The sequence below is a fragment of the Nonomuraea sp. NPDC052129 genome, assembly GCF_040680095.1.
Taxonomy (GTDB): domain Bacteria; phylum Actinomycetota; class Actinomycetes; order Streptosporangiales; family Streptosporangiaceae; genus Nonomuraea.
Window position 1 is genome coordinate 158,884 of record NZ_JBFAVX010000013.1, and the last position, 19,461, is coordinate 178,344.

20 protein-coding genes are annotated in these 19,461 nt (G+C 69.8%); 8 read left to right on the forward strand and 12 right to left on the reverse strand.

The annotated features are described in order from the left end of the window. Positions 1-798, reverse strand: a complete 798-nt coding sequence (locus tag AB0L53_RS27815; RefSeq protein ID WP_363999568.1) for an FKBP-type peptidyl-prolyl cis-trans isomerase — start codon at positions 796-798, stop codon at positions 1-3. A 103-nt stretch (positions 799-901) separates the two neighbouring features. Here AB0L53_RS27815 and AB0L53_RS27820 point away from each other — a divergent pair, with 103 nt between their 5' ends. Next, complete coding sequence (locus tag AB0L53_RS27820; protein ID WP_363999571.1) at positions 902-1,945, forward strand: DUF2293 domain-containing protein; 1,044 nt, start codon at positions 902-904, stop codon at positions 1,943-1,945. 46 nt (positions 1,946-1,991) lie between these two features. Here the strand turns inward: AB0L53_RS27820 and AB0L53_RS27825 are convergent, their stop codons facing one another. The 4 genes from AB0L53_RS27825 to AB0L53_RS27840 all read right to left on the reverse strand — a co-directional run bounded on the left by AB0L53_RS27825 (position 1,992) and on the right by AB0L53_RS27840 (position 6,469). After that, on the reverse strand, positions 1,992-3,155 hold the full coding sequence (locus tag AB0L53_RS27825) for a serine hydrolase domain-containing protein (RefSeq protein ID WP_363999574.1): 1,164 nt from the start codon (positions 3,153-3,155) through the stop codon (positions 1,992-1,994). Between the two features lie 135 nt (positions 3,156-3,290). After that, complete coding sequence (kynU, locus tag AB0L53_RS27830; RefSeq protein WP_363999577.1) at positions 3,291-4,487, reverse strand: kynureninase; 1,197 nt, start codon at positions 4,485-4,487, stop codon at positions 3,291-3,293. Between the two features lie 4 nt (positions 4,488-4,491). Continuing rightward, the gene (locus AB0L53_RS27835) at positions 4,492-5,601 is read right to left on the reverse strand and encodes an ABC transporter substrate-binding protein (protein WP_363999580.1); all 1,110 of its coding nucleotides are present in this window, start codon (positions 5,599-5,601) and stop codon (positions 4,492-4,494) included. Between the two features lie 70 nt (positions 5,602-5,671). Further along, positions 5,672-6,469 (reverse strand): fumarylacetoacetate hydrolase family protein, encoded by a 798-nt coding sequence (locus tag AB0L53_RS27840; RefSeq protein ID WP_363999583.1) that lies wholly within the window; start codon positions 6,467-6,469, stop codon positions 5,672-5,674. 143 nt (positions 6,470-6,612) lie between these two features. Between AB0L53_RS27840 and AB0L53_RS27845 the strand changes: the two genes are divergently transcribed. The 4 genes from AB0L53_RS27845 (at position 6,613) to AB0L53_RS27860 (ending at position 9,224) form a co-directional block, all read left to right on the forward strand. Further along, positions 6,613-7,320 (forward strand): dienelactone hydrolase family protein, encoded by a 708-nt coding sequence (locus tag AB0L53_RS27845; RefSeq protein WP_363999586.1) that lies wholly within the window; start codon positions 6,613-6,615, stop codon positions 7,318-7,320. 223 nt (positions 7,321-7,543) lie between these two features. Then, the gene (locus tag AB0L53_RS27850) at positions 7,544-7,963 is read left to right on the forward strand and encodes a VanZ family protein (protein WP_363999589.1); all 420 of its coding nucleotides are present in this window, start codon (positions 7,544-7,546) and stop codon (positions 7,961-7,963) included. Between the two features lie 150 nt (positions 7,964-8,113). After that, positions 8,114-8,866 (forward strand): GntR family transcriptional regulator, encoded by a 753-nt coding sequence (locus AB0L53_RS27855; RefSeq protein WP_363999592.1) that lies wholly within the window; start codon positions 8,114-8,116, stop codon positions 8,864-8,866. A gap of 118 nt (positions 8,867-8,984) precedes the next feature. Next, positions 8,985-9,224, forward strand: coding sequence for a hypothetical protein (locus AB0L53_RS27860; RefSeq protein WP_363999595.1), 240 nt, complete (start codon positions 8,985-8,987; stop codon positions 9,222-9,224). Positions 9,225-9,568: 344 nt separating this feature from the next. Here AB0L53_RS27860 and AB0L53_RS27865 read toward each other — a convergent pair whose 3' ends face one another. Then, a complete protein-coding gene (locus AB0L53_RS27865; protein WP_363999598.1) occupies positions 9,569-10,642 on the reverse strand; it encodes a hypothetical protein in 1,074 nt (357 codons plus the stop codon). A gap of 147 nt (positions 10,643-10,789) precedes the next feature. Here AB0L53_RS27865 and AB0L53_RS27870 point away from each other — a divergent pair, with 147 nt between their 5' ends. Next, positions 10,790-11,311: a gamma carbonic anhydrase family protein gene (locus tag AB0L53_RS27870; protein WP_357938848.1), complete on the forward strand. Its 522-nt coding sequence runs from the start codon at positions 10,790-10,792 to the stop codon at positions 11,309-11,311. Here AB0L53_RS27870 and AB0L53_RS27875 read toward each other — a convergent pair. Further along, on the reverse strand, positions 11,283-12,185 hold the full coding sequence (locus tag AB0L53_RS27875; RefSeq protein WP_363999602.1) for a hypothetical protein: 903 nt from the start codon (positions 12,183-12,185) through the stop codon (positions 11,283-11,285). The genes AB0L53_RS27870 and AB0L53_RS27875 overlap by 29 nt on opposite strands. A gap of 62 nt (positions 12,186-12,247) precedes the next feature. Here AB0L53_RS27875 and AB0L53_RS27880 point away from each other — a divergent pair, with 62 nt between their 5' ends. Both AB0L53_RS27880 and AB0L53_RS27885 read left to right on the forward strand, forming a co-directional pair. Continuing rightward, the gene (locus AB0L53_RS27880) at positions 12,248-13,837 is read left to right on the forward strand and encodes a hypothetical protein (RefSeq protein ID WP_363999605.1); all 1,590 of its coding nucleotides are present in this window, start codon (positions 12,248-12,250) and stop codon (positions 13,835-13,837) included. A gap of 187 nt (positions 13,838-14,024) precedes the next feature. Beyond that, on the forward strand, positions 14,025-14,213 hold the full coding sequence (locus AB0L53_RS27885) for a hypothetical protein (RefSeq protein WP_363999844.1): 189 nt from the start codon (positions 14,025-14,027) through the stop codon (positions 14,211-14,213). Between the two features lie 108 nt (positions 14,214-14,321). Here the strand turns inward: AB0L53_RS27885 and AB0L53_RS27890 are convergent, their stop codons facing one another. The 5 genes from AB0L53_RS27890 to AB0L53_RS27910 all read right to left on the reverse strand — a co-directional run bounded on the left by AB0L53_RS27890 (position 14,322) and on the right by AB0L53_RS27910 (position 19,445). Then, positions 14,322-14,603 carry a metal-sensitive transcriptional regulator gene (locus AB0L53_RS27890; protein ID WP_080044376.1) on the reverse strand — a complete coding sequence of 94 codons (282 nt, stop codon included), beginning with the start codon at positions 14,601-14,603 and terminating at the stop codon, positions 14,322-14,324. A gap of 29 nt (positions 14,604-14,632) precedes the next feature. Next, positions 14,633-15,703 (reverse strand): glycosyltransferase, encoded by a 1,071-nt coding sequence (locus AB0L53_RS27895; RefSeq protein ID WP_358533504.1) that lies wholly within the window; start codon positions 15,701-15,703, stop codon positions 14,633-14,635. Beyond that, positions 15,700-16,497, reverse strand: a complete 798-nt coding sequence (locus tag AB0L53_RS27900; protein WP_363999609.1) for a hypothetical protein — start codon at positions 16,495-16,497, stop codon at positions 15,700-15,702. Before AB0L53_RS27900 ends, AB0L53_RS27895 begins: the two co-directional genes overlap by 4 nt. A gap of 148 nt (positions 16,498-16,645) precedes the next feature. Beyond that, positions 16,646-18,745: a (Fe-S)-binding protein gene (locus AB0L53_RS27905; RefSeq protein WP_363999612.1), complete on the reverse strand. Its 2,100-nt coding sequence runs from the start codon at positions 18,743-18,745 to the stop codon at positions 16,646-16,648. Between the two features lie 115 nt (positions 18,746-18,860). Further along, positions 18,861-19,445, reverse strand: coding sequence for a TetR family transcriptional regulator (locus AB0L53_RS27910; RefSeq protein ID WP_363999615.1), 585 nt, complete (start codon positions 19,443-19,445; stop codon positions 18,861-18,863). Positions 19,446-19,461: the final 16 nt, after the last annotated feature.

Genomic DNA, 19,461 nt, shown 5'->3' on the forward strand with positions numbered 1-19,461 from the left:
TTATTTGGTTTCGAGCACGTCAAGGATGTCGACGACGTACAGCAAGGAACGGCCCGCCTCGGCGGGGAAGGCAACACGGGCGCCCACGCGCTGACCGGCCAGACCCGCCACCCAGCCGGGCGGCGCCGCCTCCGGCCCGAGCGTGAAGGCGCTGGGGCCGCCGCGCAGGTACGACGAGTCCACGACTCGGCGGCCCGGCCACTCCACCGCGACGTACTGGACGATGACCATCGCGCCCGCCCGCACCGGAGGGCCGGAGCCCCCGATGAGGACGCGGGGCGCGCGGTCGTCCGGCACGTCCGGCACGGCCCGCCCGACGAGGCGGGCGTCCGGTGGGTAACCGCCCAGGATGTCGAAGACCAGCACCAGCGTCTCGGCCGGGCGCGTCCCGCCGAGCGGCGGCCCGGGGCCGTAGGAGAGGGCCGCGGGGCCGACGAGCATGACCCGGCTGCCCGCCGGCCGGCCGATGAGCGCCTCGCGCCAGGAGTCCGGCACGTGCCGCCCGTCGAAGACGACCCTGGCGGGCTGATGGTCGTCGTACGTGTTCGCGTACGGCAGGTTGCCCGACCACCGGCGGACCTCGACGTCCGCCAGCACCACGTCGCCCGGCATGGTCGGCCGCCCGCTGCCCGCCGAAAGCACCGTCACCCGCGGCAGGGGGTCCGGCACGCCGTCCGGGATCGTGATGACCGGCCTGACGCCGAAGGCCCCCGTCACGACCGGCAGCGGGCCCTGCCCGATCGGCCCGCAGGCGGCGAGGAGCACGAACACGAGCACGCCGAGCCAGAGCAAGCGCACCGATTCCCCCCATATCCTGATCCGCCTGACTACTTACCTGGACCGGCACGAGGAATGCGTCCGACCGGGCCATCTCCCGGCAAAGGCGCGGGAGACTGGAGCGATGAGCAAGCCGAATCTGGCCCGCAGGGTCGCGGACGCCGCCGAGATCGCGCTGGCCAGCCGCAAATACGTGACGTTCATCGACGTCGTGACGGGCCTGCGCTGGGTGCACTCGCGGCACGTCGACACCTGGCGGCAGGGCCGCGCGGCCACGCTGGCCGAGCTGGCGCCCGTTGACGACGACCGGCTGCTCACGGCCGCCGCGCTGCTGAAGGACTGGGCGACCGCCAAGGGGCTGCGGCCGGTGGAGACTCCCTATGTCTCCGGCAGCCGCGACCGCCGCGAGCTGCGCTTCATCGCCGACCACGGGCAGGAGGCGTTCCGCGTCCACTGGCTCTCCCCCGACCTCAGCGAGGCTCGGGTGCGGCAGCTCACCGAGCGGCAGAGCAAGGCGCCCGACCTGGTGGTGGTGGCCCCGCTCAACGCCTGGACGTGCGGGACCTGCGGCGACACGGGCCCTTATCTGATCATGGAAGAGGACGAGCCCCACTGCCTGACCTGCGCGGACATGGACCATCTGGTCTTCCTGCCGTCGGGCAACGCGGCCCTCAGCCGCCGCGCGAAGCAGGAGAGCGGCCTGACGGCGGTGGTCGTCCAGTACAACCGGCGGCGCAAGGTCTACCAGCGCCAGGGGCTGCTGGTCGAGGAGCAGGCGAGGGCGGCGGCGGAGGAGCGGTGCCTGGCCGACGAGGAGGTGCGGCTGCGCCGCCGCGAGCGCGACCGGGAACGCCGGGCGGACCAGGACGTCGAATACCAGGCGCGGATGGCGGCCGAGATCGCCCGGCTCTTCCCCGGCTGCCCGCCCGCGCGGGCCCAGGAGGTGGCCGCCCACGCCGGTCAGCGCGGCAGCGGCCGGGTCGGGCGCACGGCGGCGGCCAAGGTGCTCGACGAGAACGCGATCACGCTCGCCCTGGTGGCCTCGATCCGCCACCTCGACACCGACTACGACCAGTTGCTCATGTCGGGCGTGCCGCGCATGGAGGCCCGCGAGCTGATCAGGGACCGGATCGACGCCAAGCTGGCCGAGTTCCGGCGCGCTGGGTAGCGTCCGTAGGCATGGACGACTGGCAACCTGATCACCCGCGCCTGGCTCACTTGGCGAAGGCGGCCAGGGCGATGGCGAGGGCGCGCTGGTTCTGGCCGGAGCTCTTGGCGTCGGTGGAGTTGACCGAGTAGACGAGCGTGCGGCTCAGGTCGCGGGTGGCGCCGATGCCGGCCGCGCTGCCCCACCTGGCGCCGGTCTTGCCGTACGCCACGAGGCCGCCGGGCAGCTCCATCCTGGCCAGGCCCGAGGTGTAGACCGCGTCGCCCTTGCCGCCGTACGCCTTCACCGGCGGCACCGTGAACATCGGCTCCAGCTGCGCGGCGGGCACGACCTTGCCGCCGAACAGCGCCTTGACGAACTTCTCCAGGTCCGCGGTGGTGGAGATGAGATCGCCCGAGGCCCAGGTCGAGGTGACGCTGGTGGTGGTCATGTTCACCACGTAGCCCGCGCCGTACTTGATCGCGTCGGGGAAGCCCTGGGGAACGGTCTGGTAGCCCTGGTTGTGCCTGCCTCGGATGCGGACCGAGGTGCCCGGCAGGTAGCTGTCGGTCATGCCGACGGGGCGCAGGATCCTGGTCGTCACCTCGTGCTCGTAGGAGCGCCCGGTGATCTTCTCGATGAGCAGGCCGGCGACGAAGGTGTTGGTGTTCAGGTAGTGCTGCTGACTGCCGGGCGTGAACTCGATCGGGTTCTCCACCGCCTTGGCGACGTACTCCTCGGGCGTCCACTTCTCGAACCGGGTGGCGTAGATGTCGGCGAAGTCATCGCTCACCTTGGGCGCGGGCAGCCCGCTGGTGTGGTTGAGCAGCTGGCCGACCTTGACCGCCGGGTAGTCGGCGGGCAGCAGACCGGGCAGGTACTCCTGGACCGTGCCGTCGAGCGACAGCTTGCCCTCGGCGACGAGCTGGAGCACTACCGACACGGTGAAGGTCTTGGTGACGCTGCCCGCCCGGAACCGGGCCCCGGCCTTGGCGGGCTGCTTCGTCCGCAGGTCCGTCACGCCGGACACGCCCCGCCACGAGCCCGCCGAGCCGCTCACCCGCACGTCCGCCGCAGTGGCGTCGGCGGCGGGCAGGCCCTCGATGCTCTTTTGCAGCGCCGCCGCGTTGATGGGCGGCACCCCCACCTCAGCCGCGGCCTGTGTACCCATGAAGGCCCCGGCTGTGAGGGCGGCCGAGAGGACGAGAGCGGCGGCGTGGGTGCGTTTCATGGGATATCTCCAGGTGAGAGGCGGTATTTCGACTGCCTCAATCCTGTCGATCACGCCCTCCGGCCGGATCGCCGACGCAGGCGATCTTCTGCCTCACTCCCGAGAGGGAGGCACTCGGCCGCTCAGGTGACTCGCTCAGGTGACCGCCAGCCGCTGGGCGTACTTCTCCTCCCGCCAGAGCTCCTTGCCCAGCACCTCGGCCAGGACGGCGGCGGCGTCGTACACGTCCACGAACCGGGTGTACAGCGGCGCGAAGCCGAAGCGGAGGATGTCCGGCGCGCGGAAGTCGCCGTGCACGCCCCGGTCGATGAGCGCGCGCATCACCGGGTAGCCGTCGGGGTGGTAGAGGCTGACCTGGCTGCCCCGCTCGGCGGCCGCGCGCGGCGAGGCCAGCTCCAGGGCGTCGCCCACCAGGTCGATGAAGAGCGAGGTCAGCGCGACGCTCTTGGCCCGGACCTGGCGCATCGGCACCCGCTCCCACACGTCGAGCGCCGCCTCCAGCGCCGCGAACGACAGCACGTGCGGGGTGCCGACCGCGAACCTCCTGATCCCCTCGGCCGGCCGGAAGTCCCGCTCGAACGCGAACGGCTCCGCGTGGCCGTGCCAGCCGGACAGGACGTTCTCGGCGGCGGCCTGGTGGCGCGGGTTCACGTAGAGGAAGGCGGGCGCGCCCGGACCGGCGTTGAGGTACTTGTACGTGCAGCCCACCGCGAAGTCGGCCATCGAGACGTCCACCTCCATGGCGCCGACGCTGTGGCACACGTCCCACACCATCAGCGCCCCCGCCGCGTGCACCCGCTCGGTCACCGCGGCCACGTCGTGGCGGGCGCCGGTGCGGTAGTCGACCTCGGACAGCAGCACCACGGCCGCGTCGTCGAACCGTCCCTCGGCGAAGTCGCGGACCTCGTAGCCGCCCAGCGTCCTGGCCAGCCCTTGGACCATGTAGTGGTCGGTGGGGAAGTTCCGTACGTCGGAGACGATCACCCGCCGGTCGGGCCGGAGCCGCGTCGCGGCCGCGACCGCCTGGTAGATGGCGATCGAGGTGGTGTTGCCCACCACGACCTGGCCGGGGCCCGCGCCGATGAGCGGGGCCAGCCGGTCGCCCGTGGTGAGCGGCTGGGCGTACCATCCCGCGTGGTTCCATCCGCCGACGAGGTGCCCGCCCCACTCGTCCTCGACGGCCTGCCGGACCCGTTCGGAGGTACGGCGGGGCAGCGCGCCGAGCGAGTTGCCCACCAGGTAGACGACGCCCTCGGGCAGCACGAACTCGTCCCTGAAGTCCCGCAGCGGATCCTCGGCGTCCAGGGCGAGGCAGCGGTCGCGATCCAGCACGCGATTACTTCCTTTCTGGGGGAATCGTGGCGATTACCCGGTTGATGCCATTTTCATACTTACGCACGTACCAGTTCTGCACCGGATTGTGCGTCGTGGGGTCGAGCCGGAACGTGCCACGCGGGCTCGCCAGGTCGCCCACCCGGCCGAGCGCCGTGGACAGGTCGCCGCCCAGCGCGGCCGCCCGGTCGATGAGCTGCATGGCGTCCCAGCTCTGCAGCGCCACGGCCGATGGGTTCCGGCCCGTCTTGGCTTTCCAGGTGGCCACGAACGCGGCGTTCTCGGGGGTGGTGAGCGCCGGTGAGTAGAGTCCGACGCTGGTCATCCCCTCGGCGTCGGCCCCGATGGCTTCGAGCACGTCCTCGTCGGCGAGGTTCTGGCAGGCCAACAGGTCGATCTTGGTGTCGTAGCCGAGCTGCTTGAAAGCCTTGGCGAACGTGACCGCCTCGCCGCCCGCGTAGAAGGCGTACAGGAGCTTGGCGTCCGGCGGGATGCGCTTGAAGTAGGGCGTCAGGTCCTCACTCTTGCCGTACTGGGTGAGGATGCGCTTGAGCGGCTTGACCCCGTAGCCCTCGGTGAAACCGTCGAGCGTCTCGGTGCCCCCCGAGTAGTCGGAGGCCATCAGCACGACCCCCGCCTTGCCGTACCGCTCGGCGGCGTACCTGCCCGCCGCGTAGCCGTGCGCGTGGTTGGTGAACGACACCCGGAAGACGCCGGGCCCGCCCAGCTCGTCGGCGCCGGCGTTCGCGATCACCACCGGCGTGCCGGCCGCCTCCTTGACCACCGACACCGCGACCGGCGAGGCGAGCAGACCGGTGATCACGCTCACCCGATCGCGCGCGATGAGCGACCTGGCCTGCTGCTGCCCCTGCTCCGGGTTGCCCGCGTCGTCGGCGACGACCAGCGCGGCCGGTCTGCCGCCCAGCTTGCCACCGTGCTGCTCCAGGTAGAGGCGCATGGCCGCCTCCATGTCGTCGCCGAGCACGGCGTAGACCCCGGTCTGCGAGATGATCGCGCCGACCTTGAGCGTGGGATCCGGCTCCGACTCCAGCGTGGGCGAGACACCGCAGCCCGCCGCCATCAGCACCACCAGTCCGAGGAGTGGCCCGCGCACCGGCGCTCCCCTCAGGCCCCGGGCCGGGAAGGACTCGGCAGCGCCCCCGGCTTCAAGACGCCGCGCGGCTTCATGAGGAGAACACCGCGCGGACCGACCCCAGGCCGTCGACGTGCGCCTCGAAGTCGTCGCCCGGCCCGACCGGCACGATGGGCCCGAGCGAGCCGGTCAGCACCACGTCTCCGGCCCGCAGCGCGTGGTCGGTACGGCCGAGCCGACCGGCCAGCCATACGGCTGCGTTGAGCGGATGGCCCAGGCAGGCGGCGCCCGAGCCGGTCGAGACCTCCTGGCCGCCGCGCGTCATCGTCATCGCGGCCCCGCGCAGATCCAGGCCCATCAGGGAGACCGGCGTGTTGCCCAGCACGTACGCGCCCGCGGAGGCGTTGTCGGCGATCGTGTCGGCCAGCGTGATGTCCCAGTCGGCGATGCGGGAGTCCGCGATCTCGATGGCCACCAGCGCGAACTCCACCGCCCTGATCACCTCAGCCGCTGTGAAAGGCCCGCCGACCAGGTCACGGCCGAACACCAGCGCGACCTCCGCCTCGGCCCGCGGCTGCAGGAACCGCTCCACCGGGATGGGAAGCCCATCGAGGTAGGCCATGTCCGCGAAGAGCATGCCGAAGTCTGGCTCGTCGATGCCGAACTGCTTCTGCATCAGCGGGTTGGTGACACCCACCTTCCTGCCGACCACCCGCCGCCCCGCCTCCAGCGCCCGCCGCGTGTTGATCTCCTGTACGGCGTAGCCCTCGGCCGCGGTGCTGACCATGTCCCTGACGGAAGCGCACGGCTTGCCCGAGCGCACGGCCTCGGCCAACCGGTCGGCCGCGTGGGCACGGGCGTCTACCGCCGCTGACCATTCGTCCTGCATCAGGCTGCTCCTTGGATAGGCCGTGGAATGTCTTTAGCATCGTCTCCTCCGGCGGCTCCAGGCGCCATGCCGTACATAGCCGATCTGTGCCGCACCGGCCCGTCTTGCTGCACAACCACCCGAGGATCGCCATCCTTGACTCCATGCAGAAGCGCACAGAACGCATCACGGCCCACGACGGCTCCTTCGACGTCCACGTCTGGCTGCCCGACAGCGGCAGCGGGCCCGGCATCCTGCTCATCCAGGAGATCTACGGCGTCGGGCCGTACATCGCGAAGGTGGCGGAGGAGCTGGCCGGCCTCGGCTACGTGGTGGCCGCGCCCGACCTGTTCTGGCGGCTCCAGCCCAACTGGATCGGCGAGCACACCCCCGAGGGCACGGCCGCCTCGATCGAGCTGGCCGGGCGCTTCGACGTCCCGCAGGCCGTGGCCGACTGCGCGCTCACCCTCACCCGGCTGCGCGAGCTGCCCGAGGTGAGCGGCGGCTGCGGGGCGCTCGGGTTCTGCCTGGGCGGCTCGCTCGCGTTCATGCTGGCCACCCAGACCGAGCTCGACGCCGTACTGTCCTTCTACGGCTCGGCCGTGCCCGAGGCGGCCGGGTTGATGGAGCGCATCGGCTCGCCTCTGCTGCTGGTGTTCGGCGGCAGCGATCCGTACATCCCGCGCGACCAGGTGGCCACGGTCGAGCAGGCCGCGGCGGGCCGGGCCAATGTGCTCATGCACGTCGAGGAGGAGGCGGGGCACGCCTTCCACAACAGCGAATCGCCGATGTTCCACCAGCCGGAGCCCGCCGCACGGGCCTGGCAGGTCGCGCTCGCCTTCCTCGCCGACCACCTACCCGCGCGCCCGTAAGAGCCTCCCGGCGCGCCCGTAAGGGCCTCCCCGCGCGGCCGTCGGCACCTATCCGGAAGGACAGCTTCCTGTACCACCGGACGGCCGCCATCATGGTCCGATGGCTCGGACGTGGGATTTGTGGGGAACCGTCATTATTGCTGGTACCTTTGCGCTGCCATTGGCCGTACTGGCAATCTTGCTCCTCGCCCGTCACCGCGCCCGAGCGGGCCACCCGGCGCCCATGCGCACCGCCCTGGCTGACATCGGAATCGCCGTCGGAACGGCCCCCTGGGTGTGGATGATCCTCACCCCGGCAAGCGGTCAGAGCGGAGTCAGTCTCGTGCCGTTCATGGACCTCGCCGACGTGCTCAGTGCCCCTTGGGCGACCGTGTTGGTGCAGGTGGGAGGCAACCTGCTGGTTTTCGCGGCGCTCGGCGCGCTGCTGCCCGTACGCACCGCGCGAATGGCGTCGACGGCCCGCGTCGCCGCCATCGCGGCCGTCGCGTCGATCACCGTGGAGGCCCTCCAGTACGGCCTGCGGCTGGGCCGCCTCTCCTCCATCGACGACGTGATCGTCAACACTGCGGGAGCCGTGCTCGCCGCGCTGATTACTCGCCGCTGGTGGGCGAGCCGGGTAGTGGCCGGGACCGTTCCAAGATAACGGTCCGCTGAAACCCCACCGACTTCACCACACGGGCATGATTCGCTCAAAAGAAGCTCGCGACCATCCCCCTTATCTGTGCGATCGTGGACAAGACGGGGCAAGTTCTCTGGAGACGCCATACGGGTTGGTGACAGAGGGTGGTCGAACGTGTCTGAAGTCCCGGTATCCCACGAACCCCCGATCTATCGACGCATCGCCGACGGTCTCCGCTCCCGGATCCTGTCCGGCGAACTGCGCGACGGGGATCGGCTACCGGGCGAGAACACGCTCATGGCCGAATACGGGATCGCCCGCGCCACCGCCAGGCAGGCGCTCGCCGTACTGATCAACGAGGGGCTGGCGGTACCGAAGCGAGGCTCGGGGGTCTACGTGCGACTGTTCAAACCGATACGCCGGCATGGGTCACGCCGGCTCTCCCGTGAGCAATGGGGTCAGGGCCGCACCATCTGGGACGCCGACACCCGCGGCCGGCCCTTCACCGTGGACGAGGTGGAGGTGGCGCGCGAGCGGGCGCGCGAGGAGGTCGCGGGCGTCCTAGAAAGCGGCGAGGTGTGGGTACGGCGGCGCCGCTACTCGGTCGACGCCCGGCCCGTGCAGCTGGCCACCTCGTACTTCCCCGCCGGTCTGGTCGAGGGCAGCGCCATCACCGCCCCCGACACGGGACCGGGCGGCGTGTACGCGCGGCTGCGCGATCTCGGCCTGCCACCCGCCCACTTCACCGAGGAAGTGCGCGCCAGGATGCCGGGACCGCGCGAGACCGGGCTGCTCGACCTGCCCGGCGGCACTCCGGTGATCGTGATCACCCGGACCGCCTACAGCGCGAACGGCCAGCCCGTCGAGCTCAACGAGATGGTGCTGGACTCGGCGGCGTACGTACTTCAGTACGACTTCGACGCCTAGGTCAAGCAGAAATGTCAAGCGATAGGTTGACCTGTCCCTTGCGATCATTGTCTTCTCTAGAGATGTGACGCAGTCTTCAAGGAGATGGAACCTGCGCGGGTCCCGGAGGGATGATCAGATGTCCTTTGATCGGCATCTAGCCGACATCGCCCGGGAGTTCGCGCTGTGGACCATCTGGCGGAGCGACGCCGGCCGTTGGTGGGCCACGCGACATCACCCGCTCAGCGCCGCGCAGCGCGAGGCCGGGTGTGCGATGACCATCGACGCCGACGACCCGGAGAGCCTGCGCGAGCAACTCCGGGACCAGGAGAGCAGGGCCGACGAGCACGTGCCGCGAGCCGGTCCCGCGCCTCCATGACCGCGTCGCGACGGACCGCTCCAGCGGTGCGCCGCGGACGCTCGCGAGCAGCCCGGTGCCGGGTCCAGCGACTCGGCGGCCCCGGCACCGGGCCCCCATAGGGGCCACGATCGCGGAAGCCTCCGACCCGATCGGGGGCGGGGGCTTCCGCCCGTGGGACGTGAAAAGGGCCCCACCACATCTCGGGTTCATGTGGTCGTCGCAACACCTCGATCTGAGGAGTTGCGACGACCATGTCGTTGTCGGAGGGGGCATCGCGTGAGTGCGATGAGTTGTTGAGGCTGGTCGATGCCGGGGTTTCGGTGTGGTCGGGTACTCCGCTCCCCGAAGGGGGATCCCCTCGGTCAGCGGCGGACGTCCGAGAGGCGGCCGATGATGTCGACGTCCGTGTCGTCCGAGACGGGCCGCTCGACCTCCGCCGTCCGCTCGGCCGGGTTGTCCTCGACGATGACCCGCACCTCATCCTGCGGCGTCGGAACGTGCTCCGGCTCGTGGACCTCCTGGAACTCCTGGACCTGGGCAACCTGGTCGACCTGCTGGGTCTCCTGGTCCTCCTGCGGAGCGGCCTCCAGAGCGGCGGGCTCGGGCGCGGTGGGCGGCTCGAGGACGAGCGGACCCGCCTTGTCCTCGGTCTGCATGAGGTCGCCGAGCACGGAGCTGATCTCGGTCAGCCTCCGTACGACCTCCGTGTGCGTGTTGCTCAGGTATTCGACGCGACGCCCCGCGTGCTCGTCGAGCGACTCGGCCCGCTGCTGGGCCGCCGCCAGCGTCGACTCGGCCTCGGCGTGAGCGTTAGCGAGCGTCCGCTCGGCCTCCGCGCTCGCGGACCCGACGAGCTGCTCGGCCTCCTGCTTGGCGGAGGTGAGCACGCTGTCGGCCTCGGCCCGCGCCTCGCGCAGGGTGTCCTCGGCTTCTGTGCGGGCGCTGGTCAGCTTCTCCTCGGCGTCGGCACCCGCCTGGGCCAGCATGCGCTCGGCGGCCGCCGTCGCCTCGCCCACGCGCCGCTCCGCCTCCGACTGGGCGGAGGTGAGCATGTTGTCCGACGTCTCACGTGCCGAAGAGACCAGCCGGTCGGCCTCCGACTTGGCGGCGTCACGCACGCTGACGGCCTCGGCCTCCGCGTCCTCCTTCTTGGCGGCGGCCTCCTCCTCTCCCAGCCGGAGGATCTGCGCCAGCCTGGGGCTGAGGTCCTCGTAGCTCTGCGGCGCCTCCACCATGCGCCGCCTGGCCTCCGCCAGCTCGACACGGCCCTGTTCGGCCTGGTCGATCGCCCGCGCCAGCCGCTCTTCCAGATCTCGGACTTGGTTACGGGTACGGATCATGTAGTCGTGCACCTGACGGCGGTTGTAGCCGCGCATCACGACTTCGAAGGTGTCCTCTTGCATCAGATCGGGAATGCTCTCGTGCTGGTTTGTCATGGGGGTTACCTAAGGGTTTGCGTGAGGCGGGGGAAACCGGCAACTTGTAAGGGTCTGGCGTCGAGACGTCAGGAATCGACTTTCCTGCCATCTGCCCACGTCCGCAACCGGAACACCAGACCTGGGGCGGGAATTACGATGTGACGGGTGTACATCGCAGCATTGGACAACGGAGCAGTCCCGGACATTCATCCCGAGGCGTACATCGCGCCAGGCGCCGTCGTGGTGGGCAGGGTTCGGGTGGGCCGGGCGTCCAGCATCTGGTACGGCTCCGTTCTCCGGGGTGACGACGAGCGGATAGAGATCGGCGAGGAGTGCAACGTACAGGATCTGTGTTGCCTCCATTCTGACCCAGGCGAGCCGGCGGTCCTGGAGCACCGGGTCAGTCTCGGCCATAAGGCCATGGTGCACGGCGCCCATGTCGAAGCCGGTGCGCTGATCGGCATCGGCGCCATCGTGCTCGGCGGCGCCCGCGTCGGCGCGGGCACCCTGGTCGCGGCCGGCGCCCTGATCGGTCCGGGCAAGAAGATCCCGGCCGGGGTGCTGGTCGCCGGGGTGCCGGGGAAGATCGTGCGCGAGCTCACCGACGACGACCGGGCGAGCTTCGCCCGCACGCCGGACAACTACCAGGCCAAGGCGCTCAGGCACCGGACGGCGTCAGCACTTTGATCAGGACGTCGTCCGGCACCGAGGCGGTGTTGAGCGCGTCCGCGTAGTCGGGCAGCTCAGGCCGGAGGAACCGGACGAAGTCGACGGTCATCTTGACGTCGGGCGTGCCCTTGACCTGCTGGGCGTTGCCCTTGGCGGGGTCCTTCTTGAGGGTGTTGTAGCTGTTCCAGTCGGTGTAGGCGGTCATGCCCCACTGCAGCACCTCGGGCAGCTCCGCCGGCCACCGCTGGCCGACCTTCCAGGCGCCGCCGTCCTCCTTGTACAGGGCCACCGCGGCGGTCCCGACCCTGGCCAGGACGAGCTCCACCCAGCCGGTCTTGACCTTGACCTCCTTCGGCGCGGAACTGCCGTTCCTGGTGTACGTCATCTCCAGTTGGCCGCTCGTGTCGGCCGTGCCGGTGGTCAACGACAGCCAGTTCGCGCTCCCGGACGAATTGGGCACCCTGGCCATCAGGCCGCCGAGCGAGAACTTCTGCGTGGGCGTGGCGCCCTTTTTGCCCTCGACCTTGAGCCGCGCGTGCATGACGATGTCCCCGGCGAGCTCCTGGTAGACGAACGGGCCCCGGAAGCCGTCGAACCAGGCGGAAACCTTGGGCTCCAAGTACAGCGAGCCCTTGGTGGTCGTACTGACATCGAGTTTGGCGATCCGATCGAGGTCCTTTTCGGTGTCGCTCAGCTTGCTCCACACCGACAGATTCTTGGCGGTGTCGAACTCGTCCGACGCCGAGCCCACCTCTCCGCCGGGCTTGGGGGGTAAGGCCTCCTTCAGGGTCAGGACGCCGGGGCCGGTGGGGGACGGCTGCACCGAGGTGGCCGTACCGCACCCGGCGAGCACACCCACGACCGACAGAACCCCTACTAGCGTTGCCCTCATAGCGGACATTCTGCCGGGTAAAGCCCGTTGTTGATTCAGATCGGACCAGTACGATGGCCGCCGTGCGGTCCTGGAATGCGTTCACCGCCGTCGAGGCGACGGTCCGCGCGATGGTCGCCGACCCGCGCTGGCCGGGGCTCCCCGTGCCCGATCGCGCCCAGGTGATAGCGGCCAGGGCCCTGGTGACGCCCGAAGGGGACCGGTGGCTGTTCGGGGCGCACGCGCGCTGGTACCTGCACGACCCCGCCGACGGCCGCTGGCACCTGTCGCCGCCGCCCAGAGACGCTCGTACGCGCGACGCCCGGCACCCCGCCGCGGTGCTGCCCGTCCGGGTGATCCCCCGAGGGCCGGACTTCGCCGCCGAGCCGGGCTCCACGCAGGCGTTCGTCGGTCCCGACGTGCCCGCCGGGCTCACCGATCAGATCCGGCGGCTGCTGCGAGCCGAGGAACGCCGGTCGGAGCGCGACTATCCGTTGAGCGCCTTCGACGCGATCTTCGCCAGAGACGTGCCGAGCACGGTCGCCGCGATCTGGGGCACGATCATGTGGTGCGCGTACGCGCCCGCCTTCGACGGCAACGAGCGGCTCATCACGGCCTTCGGCGAATACCTACGGCGGCCGCTGCCCGGTGACGAATGGGTGCGCTGGCTGCCCGCGCCGCCGCTGCTCGACCTCGTCACGCTCGTCTCCGAGCGGCTGCGCGCCGGCCACTCCCGCGCCGCGCTCCGGCTGGCCGCCACGATGGCCGACACGGCCCAGATCCTGCTGTCCGACCCTCGCTTCAGGCCGCGCGCGCTGGCGCTGCTCACCATGGTGGAGCCCACGCTCCGGCAGCCGCACCTCGACGACCGCGCGGCCCTGCGCGACGACCACGCGGTACGGCAGGCGTGGCTCGACCGGCTGCCGGAGCGGCTGGGCCGGGCGGCGCTGGTGGAGACCGACCCCGAGACGCACTTCCGCCACACCGTCTACGACCTGCTGGAGGCGCTGGACTTCACCACCGAGCCGTCCCGGGCGGCGGCGGCCTTCCTGGCGGACCTCTCCGACTCGCGGGGGCTGCTTCCCGGGTTCCTGGACCATCGGTTGCGGCGGGCGTACGAGGAGCTCGCCCGGGCGGGGCTGACGAGCACCTCGGCGGCGGAGACCACCCAGCCCGAGGGCTTCCCCACGCGGGCGCCGTTGCCCTATCCGTGGCGCGCCGGGCCGCCGGAGACGGGCGCCTACGCGGCTGTACCGATGACGGGCGCGCACGCCGTACCTGAGACAGGGGCGCACGCCCTGCCAAGTACGGGCGCCCATGCCATGCCCGAGACGGGAGCCCACGCCCTGCCAGGAACGGGCGCGCACGCCATGCCCGAGACAGGGGCCCATGCGCTCCCTGGAACGGGCACACACGGCGCGCAGGGGGCGCATGGCTTCGGTGTGCCGCGGGCGTCTGAGGCGGAGCGGCCCGTGCGGGAGGGGCCGCGGGCGTCAGGGTCCGGTGTCGAGCCGCCCGATCGGGCGGCCGCGGCGGCCGTGCTGGGGGCCGCGTACGCCGTCGGGCTGGCGTGGGGCCGGGTCACGGGGGCGCGGGTGCCGGAGCGCGGGTTCGCGGGAGCGGCGGCGCTCGTCCATCGCTTGATCCCCGAACGCGATGACTTGCCCTTCTAAACCACTAATACCGATATTTCACCCTAACCCCGCCTATATCGTTCTAAGACTTGAGGCAACGCTCCATTAGCTGAATTGTGATCTCGGATTGGGGAAATGATCCCCGTGGGGCCCAGGTGGCGTTGAAAGGAATGACTCCGATGGGCCATGTCGCCGGAAGGGCCCCCGCCGTAACCTCGTAGAGGGTGTGGGCTGCGGAAGGAAGGACGACGCGGTGGGGCACGACGACCTGGACTCTCGGGTCCACGACCGTGTCGCGTTGGACGAGATTGCGCTCTACGCCGAGGTGCTCACCGCCGTCGCTATCAGCGAGCGGCGGCTGACCTTGGACGAGCTCGACGACGCGCTCGGATTGCGGACTTCGGCGAGCCGCTGAAGACCATCACTAATGACCTAGTCCCGGATCCCGTGGGGTCCGGGACGGTCGTTTTTGGGGATGGTTCACCACGGCACAACATGACTAGTCAGTTGAGCCCGCCGTCTCCTACGAACGGACGAGACGCGCGATCGCCGCTGACGCCTCTTTGACTTTCGCCTCCGCCTCGGGCCCGCCGGTGTTGATGGCGTCGGCCACGCAGTGCGAGATGTGCTCCTCAAGCAGCCCGAGAGCCACCGCCTGCAACGCCCGCGTGGCCGCGGACACCTGGGTCAGCACATCGATGCAGTAGGCATCATCGTCGACCATGCGCTGCAGGCCCCTGATCTGCCCCTCGATGCGCCTGAGCCGCGTCAGATATGCCTGCTTGTCTCCGCTGTACCCATGCATGCTCCTAAGGTACCCGGAAGCGGAATCGCTCAGCGGAGGTCGCTGATCAGTTTCTCCCACTGTTCGCCCACTCCAGTCGCCTCGTGCCGGATGGCCGTCTCCAGCGCGCCCGCCGCGAGCGAGCGGCGCCGGCGCTCGTCGTCGATCAGCGCGAGCAGCGCGGCCGCGAACATCTCCAGACCGCCGTCGGCCGACGGCACCAGCACCCCGTTGTAGCCGGTGGCCACGAACTCGTTCGGCCCCCTGGCGCCGTCGAAGGCCACCACCGGCACCCCGCAGCCCATGGCCTCCAGCACGGTCATGCCGAGATCGGCGGTGCTCGAGGTGTTGGCCACGATCGACGCCTTGGCGAACTCGCCCGCCAGGTCCGGAGTGACGCCCATGAAGTAGACGTGGTTGTGCAGGTCGAGCTCGCGGACGAGAGCGCGCAGCCGCCGCTCCTCGGGGCCACCGCCGTACAGTCGCAGCTGCCAGTCCGGCCGCTTGTCGGCGATGGTGGCGAACGCCCGGATCAGCCTGTCGTACGCCTTGACGGGCTCCCAGCTGCCGCCCGCCGCGACGATGCGGTTGTCCATCCGCGAGCGCGGCCACGGGCCGTCGGGCAGGGCGTCCGGCACGGCGTGTACGGGCGTCCCCTCGCCCAGCAGGCTGCCCCACTCCTCCTGCGCGCTCTCCGTGGCCGTGACGACGGCGTCGAGACGCGGATAGAAGCGTTTGACGGGCCCGGGTATCGCCGGGTTCGTCCACTCCCTGGCGAGCTTCAGCGTCTCCCGTGGCGCGTGCCTGGCCGCCTGGACGCTCAACCCCGGCCTGGTGGTGATGAGGACATCGGTCTTGAGGCCGCGCAGCACCCGCCAGAGCGCCACCTCGGTGCGTACCTGCCCCCTCGGCAGCAGGTGCCTGACGCCGGGCCGGACGTCGACCACGGGGCGCAGAGCCACCTTCGGGCTGACGGGGAAGAACGGCTTGTCCTTGTGCCGCCTGAGGCTGATCACCTCGACGTCGTGCTGGCGGTCGGCAAGGGCGGTGGCGAGGTTGAGGGTGGAGCGCACCTCGCCGCGCATGGAGTACGCGGACGAGACGACGATGCTGACCTTCACCGGCCCACCTCGATCCGCAGCTCGTCCTCGGCGGTGTAGGCGGGTCGGACGGCCACCCCGTCCACTCTGGCGGACGGGTAGTGCAGCCGGCGACGCTTGCCGTCGATGTCGTCGAGCCGCGCGCCCAGAGCCATGGGCGTCGACACCCCTTCGACCTCCAGCGACGGCTCCCAGACGCCCGAGGACTCCGGATCGGCCTCGACGACGTCAACCAGGGAGAAGGCGGCGTGGAAGCGCACCCCCTGCACGGTGGCCACCGTGCGGATGGTCGTACCGGTGGGCTGCTCGCGCTGGAGTGCCAGCCTGGCCTCGTGGCGCGAGTCGTCGTCTTCCAGGCCGGTGTAGGCGAGCAGGCCCATCACCTCGAACCGGCCCTCCCTGAACCAGATCGAGCGCACCTCCGCCGCGGGCTCGGCGTCGGCGATCTTCAGCGCCAGGAACCCGTTACGGGTGCGATAGGAGCGATAGGCGAGAGTCCGCTTGCACAGGGCATAGGCGTCGAGGTGGTCGAGCGAGAAGCCCGGGTCGATGCTGCGCAGCCGCGAACGTTTGCCGTCGCGGCGCAGGTAGGCGTCCCAGCGGCCGGGACTGAGCATCAGCGGCGCCAGCGACACCGCCAGGCTGGCCTCCCGCGTCCTGGCCCCCGGTGTACCGAGCAACACGTCCCGTTCGACCCCCGTCGCACGGTGCCTGAGCACGAGCTCTGTGCCTTCCCTCAGCGGCTCCTCGATCGCGAGTCGCAGGGAGAGCACGTCGGCGAGCGTGACTTCCGCGTCTGTGACGACGACGCGCATCACGAGCCCCCTCCCCGTCGAATGAAGCCATGCGACGTTGAGGTTACCGTGATTTTCCCGTTATGTGGATGGCAGTTTTCCGCCACTTGGGCCCCCTGACGTGCGGAACTCCTCTACAAGCGCTGTAGAGGAGTCCGACATTCCCCCGTCAGGAGCCGCTTTTAACCGATTTGATCAGGAGCTGGGCCACATCCACGACCTCGAGGGACTCCTTCGCCTCGCCGGTGTTCTTCTTCTCGTTGATGGCGTCGCCGAGCATCACCATGCAGAACGGGCAGGCGGTGGAGACGGTGTCAGGATTCGTGGTCAGCGCCTCGTCGACCCGCTCGGTGTTGATGCGCTTGCCGATGCGCTCTTCCATCCACATCCGGGCACCGCCGGCGCCGCAGCAGAAACCGCGGTCCTTGTGCCGGTGCATCTCCTGGGTCTGAACACCGGGCACCTTCGACATGATGTCGCGGGGCTGGGAGTAGACCTTGTTGTGACGACCGAGGAAGCACGGGTCGTGGTAGGTGATCTTCTCCTCGATCGGCGTGATCGGGGTGAGCAGCCCCTCGTCGACCAGCTTGGCCAGCAGTTGCGTGTGGTGTACGACCTCGTAGGTGCCGCCGAGCTGCGGATATTCGTTGGCCAAGGTGTTGAAGCAGTGGGGGCAGGTGGCGACGATCTTCTTGACGCCCGCCTCGTTGAGCGTCTCGATGTTCTGCTGGGCGAGCATGTTGAACAGGTATTCCATGCCCAGGCGGCGGGCCGGGTCGCCGGTGCACGCCTCCATCGGGCCGAGCACGGCGAACTTCACGCCCGCGATGTGCAGCAGCTCCGCGACGGCCTTGGTGGTCTTCTTGGCCCGGTCTTCCAGCGCGCCCGCGCAGCCGACCCAGAACAGGTATTCGGCGTCCTCGGGCATCTTGTCCTCGACCAGCTCGACCTCGAAGTCGAGCTCGGAGATCCAGTCGGCCCGCTTCATCTCGGACATGCCCCAGGGGTTGCCCTTGTTCTCCAGGTTCTTGACCATCACCCCCGCCTCCGACGGGAACGACGACTCCACCATCACCTGGTAGCGGCGCATGTCGAGAATGTGGTCGATGTGCTCGATGTCGACCGGGCACTGCTCGACGCAGGCGCCGCAGTTCGTACAGGACCACAGGACGTCCGGGTGAATCACGCCCTCCTCGCCGACCAGCGGCTTGTTCAGCAGCGCCAGTACGTCGGTGTCGGCGTGCTCGGTGGAGGCGGCCATCAGGTAGGGGGCCACCTTGAAGGCGTGGTCGCGCTGGTCGAGGATGAGCATCTTCGGAGACAGCGGCTTGTCGGTGTTCCACGCGGGGCACTGCGACTGGCAGCGGCCGCACTCGGTGCAGCTGTAGAAGTCGAGGAAGCCCTTCCAGGTGGTGTCGCCGATCTTGCCCCGGCCGAGCCGCTCCGGGTCCAGGTCCTCATCCTCGAAGTCCACGGGCTTGCCGTCGACGCGCAACTCGGGCGCGCCGCCCAGGCCGTCGGGGCGGCGGGAGAACAGCACGTTCAGCGGCGCCGTGAAGATGTGCAGGTGCTTGCTGTGCACCACGATGACCAGGAACACCAGCATGAAGCCGATGTGCAGCAGCAGCGCGATCTCCTCCAGCAGCGAGCTGGCCGGCAGGATCTTGCCCAGGGCCAGCGACGCGAAGGCGCCCGAGGAGTAGGGGAAGTTGCCGTTGGCCGCCGCCGCGCCACGGGCCAGGAACAGCGTCCAGATGATGTTGAAGATCATGAACAGGACGAGCCAGGCGCCCCCGAGGTGGGAGCCGGAGAAGCGGGATTCGCGGCCGAGCGTCTTGGGGGAGTTCTTGATCCGGATGGCGGCGAAGGTGATCAGGCCGAGCAGGCAGGCCACCGCGATGAAGTCCTGCAGGAAGCCGAGCACCGCCCAGGTGCCGATGAGCGGGATGTGGAAGTCGGGCTCACCGGTGATCGCGCCCTGGATGATGGCGCCGTACGCCTCGATGTAGACGGTCAGCAGGATGAAGAACGCCCACATCACGAAGAAGTGCGCGACGCCGGACGGTGTCCACTTGAGCAGCTTCTTCTGCCCGAACACCTCCACCAGCTGAGCCTTCAGCTCATCGGCGGCGTGCGTCTTCGCGTACTCGATCCGTTCGGGCGCGGGCGGGCCCACCGTGGCGAGTTTGTACAGGAACAACGTCCTGCGGCCCGCCACGGCGACCGCCAGGACGGTCATGACGAGCCCGATGATGGCCACCCAGAGCACGGGACCTCCCACTGACGATGTTGGCTGCCAGCGTACGGTTACGTCACCGGCCAGGCACTTCCGGAATCCTACTGACTAGTAACCTTATGACCGGTGGCGCGCCCAGAACAATGCTCTACCCCGTCAAGTAGCGCTGTATCGTCGGGGCCAGCAGTTCGACCAGTTCCTCGGGGTCGGCGCTCGCCAGCGGCTCCAGCTTGAGCACGTAACGACCCATGACGACGCCGAAGATCTGCCCGAAGGCGGCCTCGATCCGCAGGGGCGGCACCTCAAGCCGGTCGGCGACCCGGAAGAGCAGGGCGTTGGTGATGAATTCCCGGAACATCATCTCGGCCCGCTGGTTCGTCATGGCCGATCGGATCAGCGCGATCATCGGCTCACGCGTCTCAGGCTGAGCCGTCACCGTCAGGAGCAGCCGGACGAGCCGCTCCCCGATCTCCTCGCGCGGCCCGTCGAGCAGCACCGGCACGACCTGTTCGGGACTGACCGGCAGCCGCATCGCCGCCGCGAACATGCCTTCCTTGGTGTCGAAGTAGTGGTGCACCAGGGCGGGATCGACCTTGGCCTCCCTGGCGATGCCGCGCACGGTCGCCTTGTCGAACCCCTTCTCGGCGAACACGCGCCGAGCCGCGGCGAGAATCTCCCCTCGCGTATCCGCAGACCCCGGCCGCCTACCCGGTCGACGCTTCGCTGTGTTCATTGCCTCGCTCCGCTCG

Excerpts from the sequence above, each read along its gene's own strand:
- AB0L53_RS27845 (WP_363999586.1), top strand. The coding sequence starts at position 6,613 with ATGCAGAAGCGCACAGAACGCATCACGGCCCACGACGGCTCCTTCGAC.
- AB0L53_RS27820 (WP_363999571.1), top strand. The coding sequence starts at position 902 with ATGAGCAAGCCGAATCTGGCCCGCAGGGTCGCGGACGCCGCCGAGATC.
- AB0L53_RS27910 (WP_363999615.1), bottom strand. The coding sequence starts at position 19,445 with ATGAACACAGCGAAGCGTCGACCGGGTAGGCGGCCGGGGTCTGCGGAT.
- AB0L53_RS27900 (WP_363999609.1), bottom strand. The coding sequence starts at position 16,497 with ATGCGCGTCGTCGTCACAGACGCGGAAGTCACGCTCGCCGACGTGCTC.
- AB0L53_RS27860 (WP_363999595.1), top strand. The coding sequence starts at position 8,985 with ATGTCCTTTGATCGGCATCTAGCCGACATCGCCCGGGAGTTCGCGCTG.
- AB0L53_RS27840 (WP_363999583.1), bottom strand. The coding sequence starts at position 6,469 with ATGCAGGACGAATGGTCAGCGGCGGTAGACGCCCGTGCCCACGCGGCC.
- AB0L53_RS27825 (WP_363999574.1), bottom strand. The coding sequence starts at position 3,155 with ATGAAACGCACCCACGCCGCCGCTCTCGTCCTCTCGGCCGCCCTCACA.
- AB0L53_RS27865 (WP_363999598.1), bottom strand. The coding sequence starts at position 10,642 with ATGACAAACCAGCACGAGAGCATTCCCGATCTGATGCAAGAGGACACC.
- AB0L53_RS27890 (WP_080044376.1), bottom strand. The coding sequence starts at position 14,603 with ATGCATGGGTACAGCGGAGACAAGCAGGCATATCTGACGCGGCTCAGG.
- AB0L53_RS27875 (WP_363999602.1), bottom strand. The coding sequence starts at position 12,185 with ATGAGGGCAACGCTAGTAGGGGTTCTGTCGGTCGTGGGTGTGCTCGCC.
- AB0L53_RS27850 (WP_363999589.1), top strand. The coding sequence starts at position 7,544 with ATGCGCACCGCCCTGGCTGACATCGGAATCGCCGTCGGAACGGCCCCC.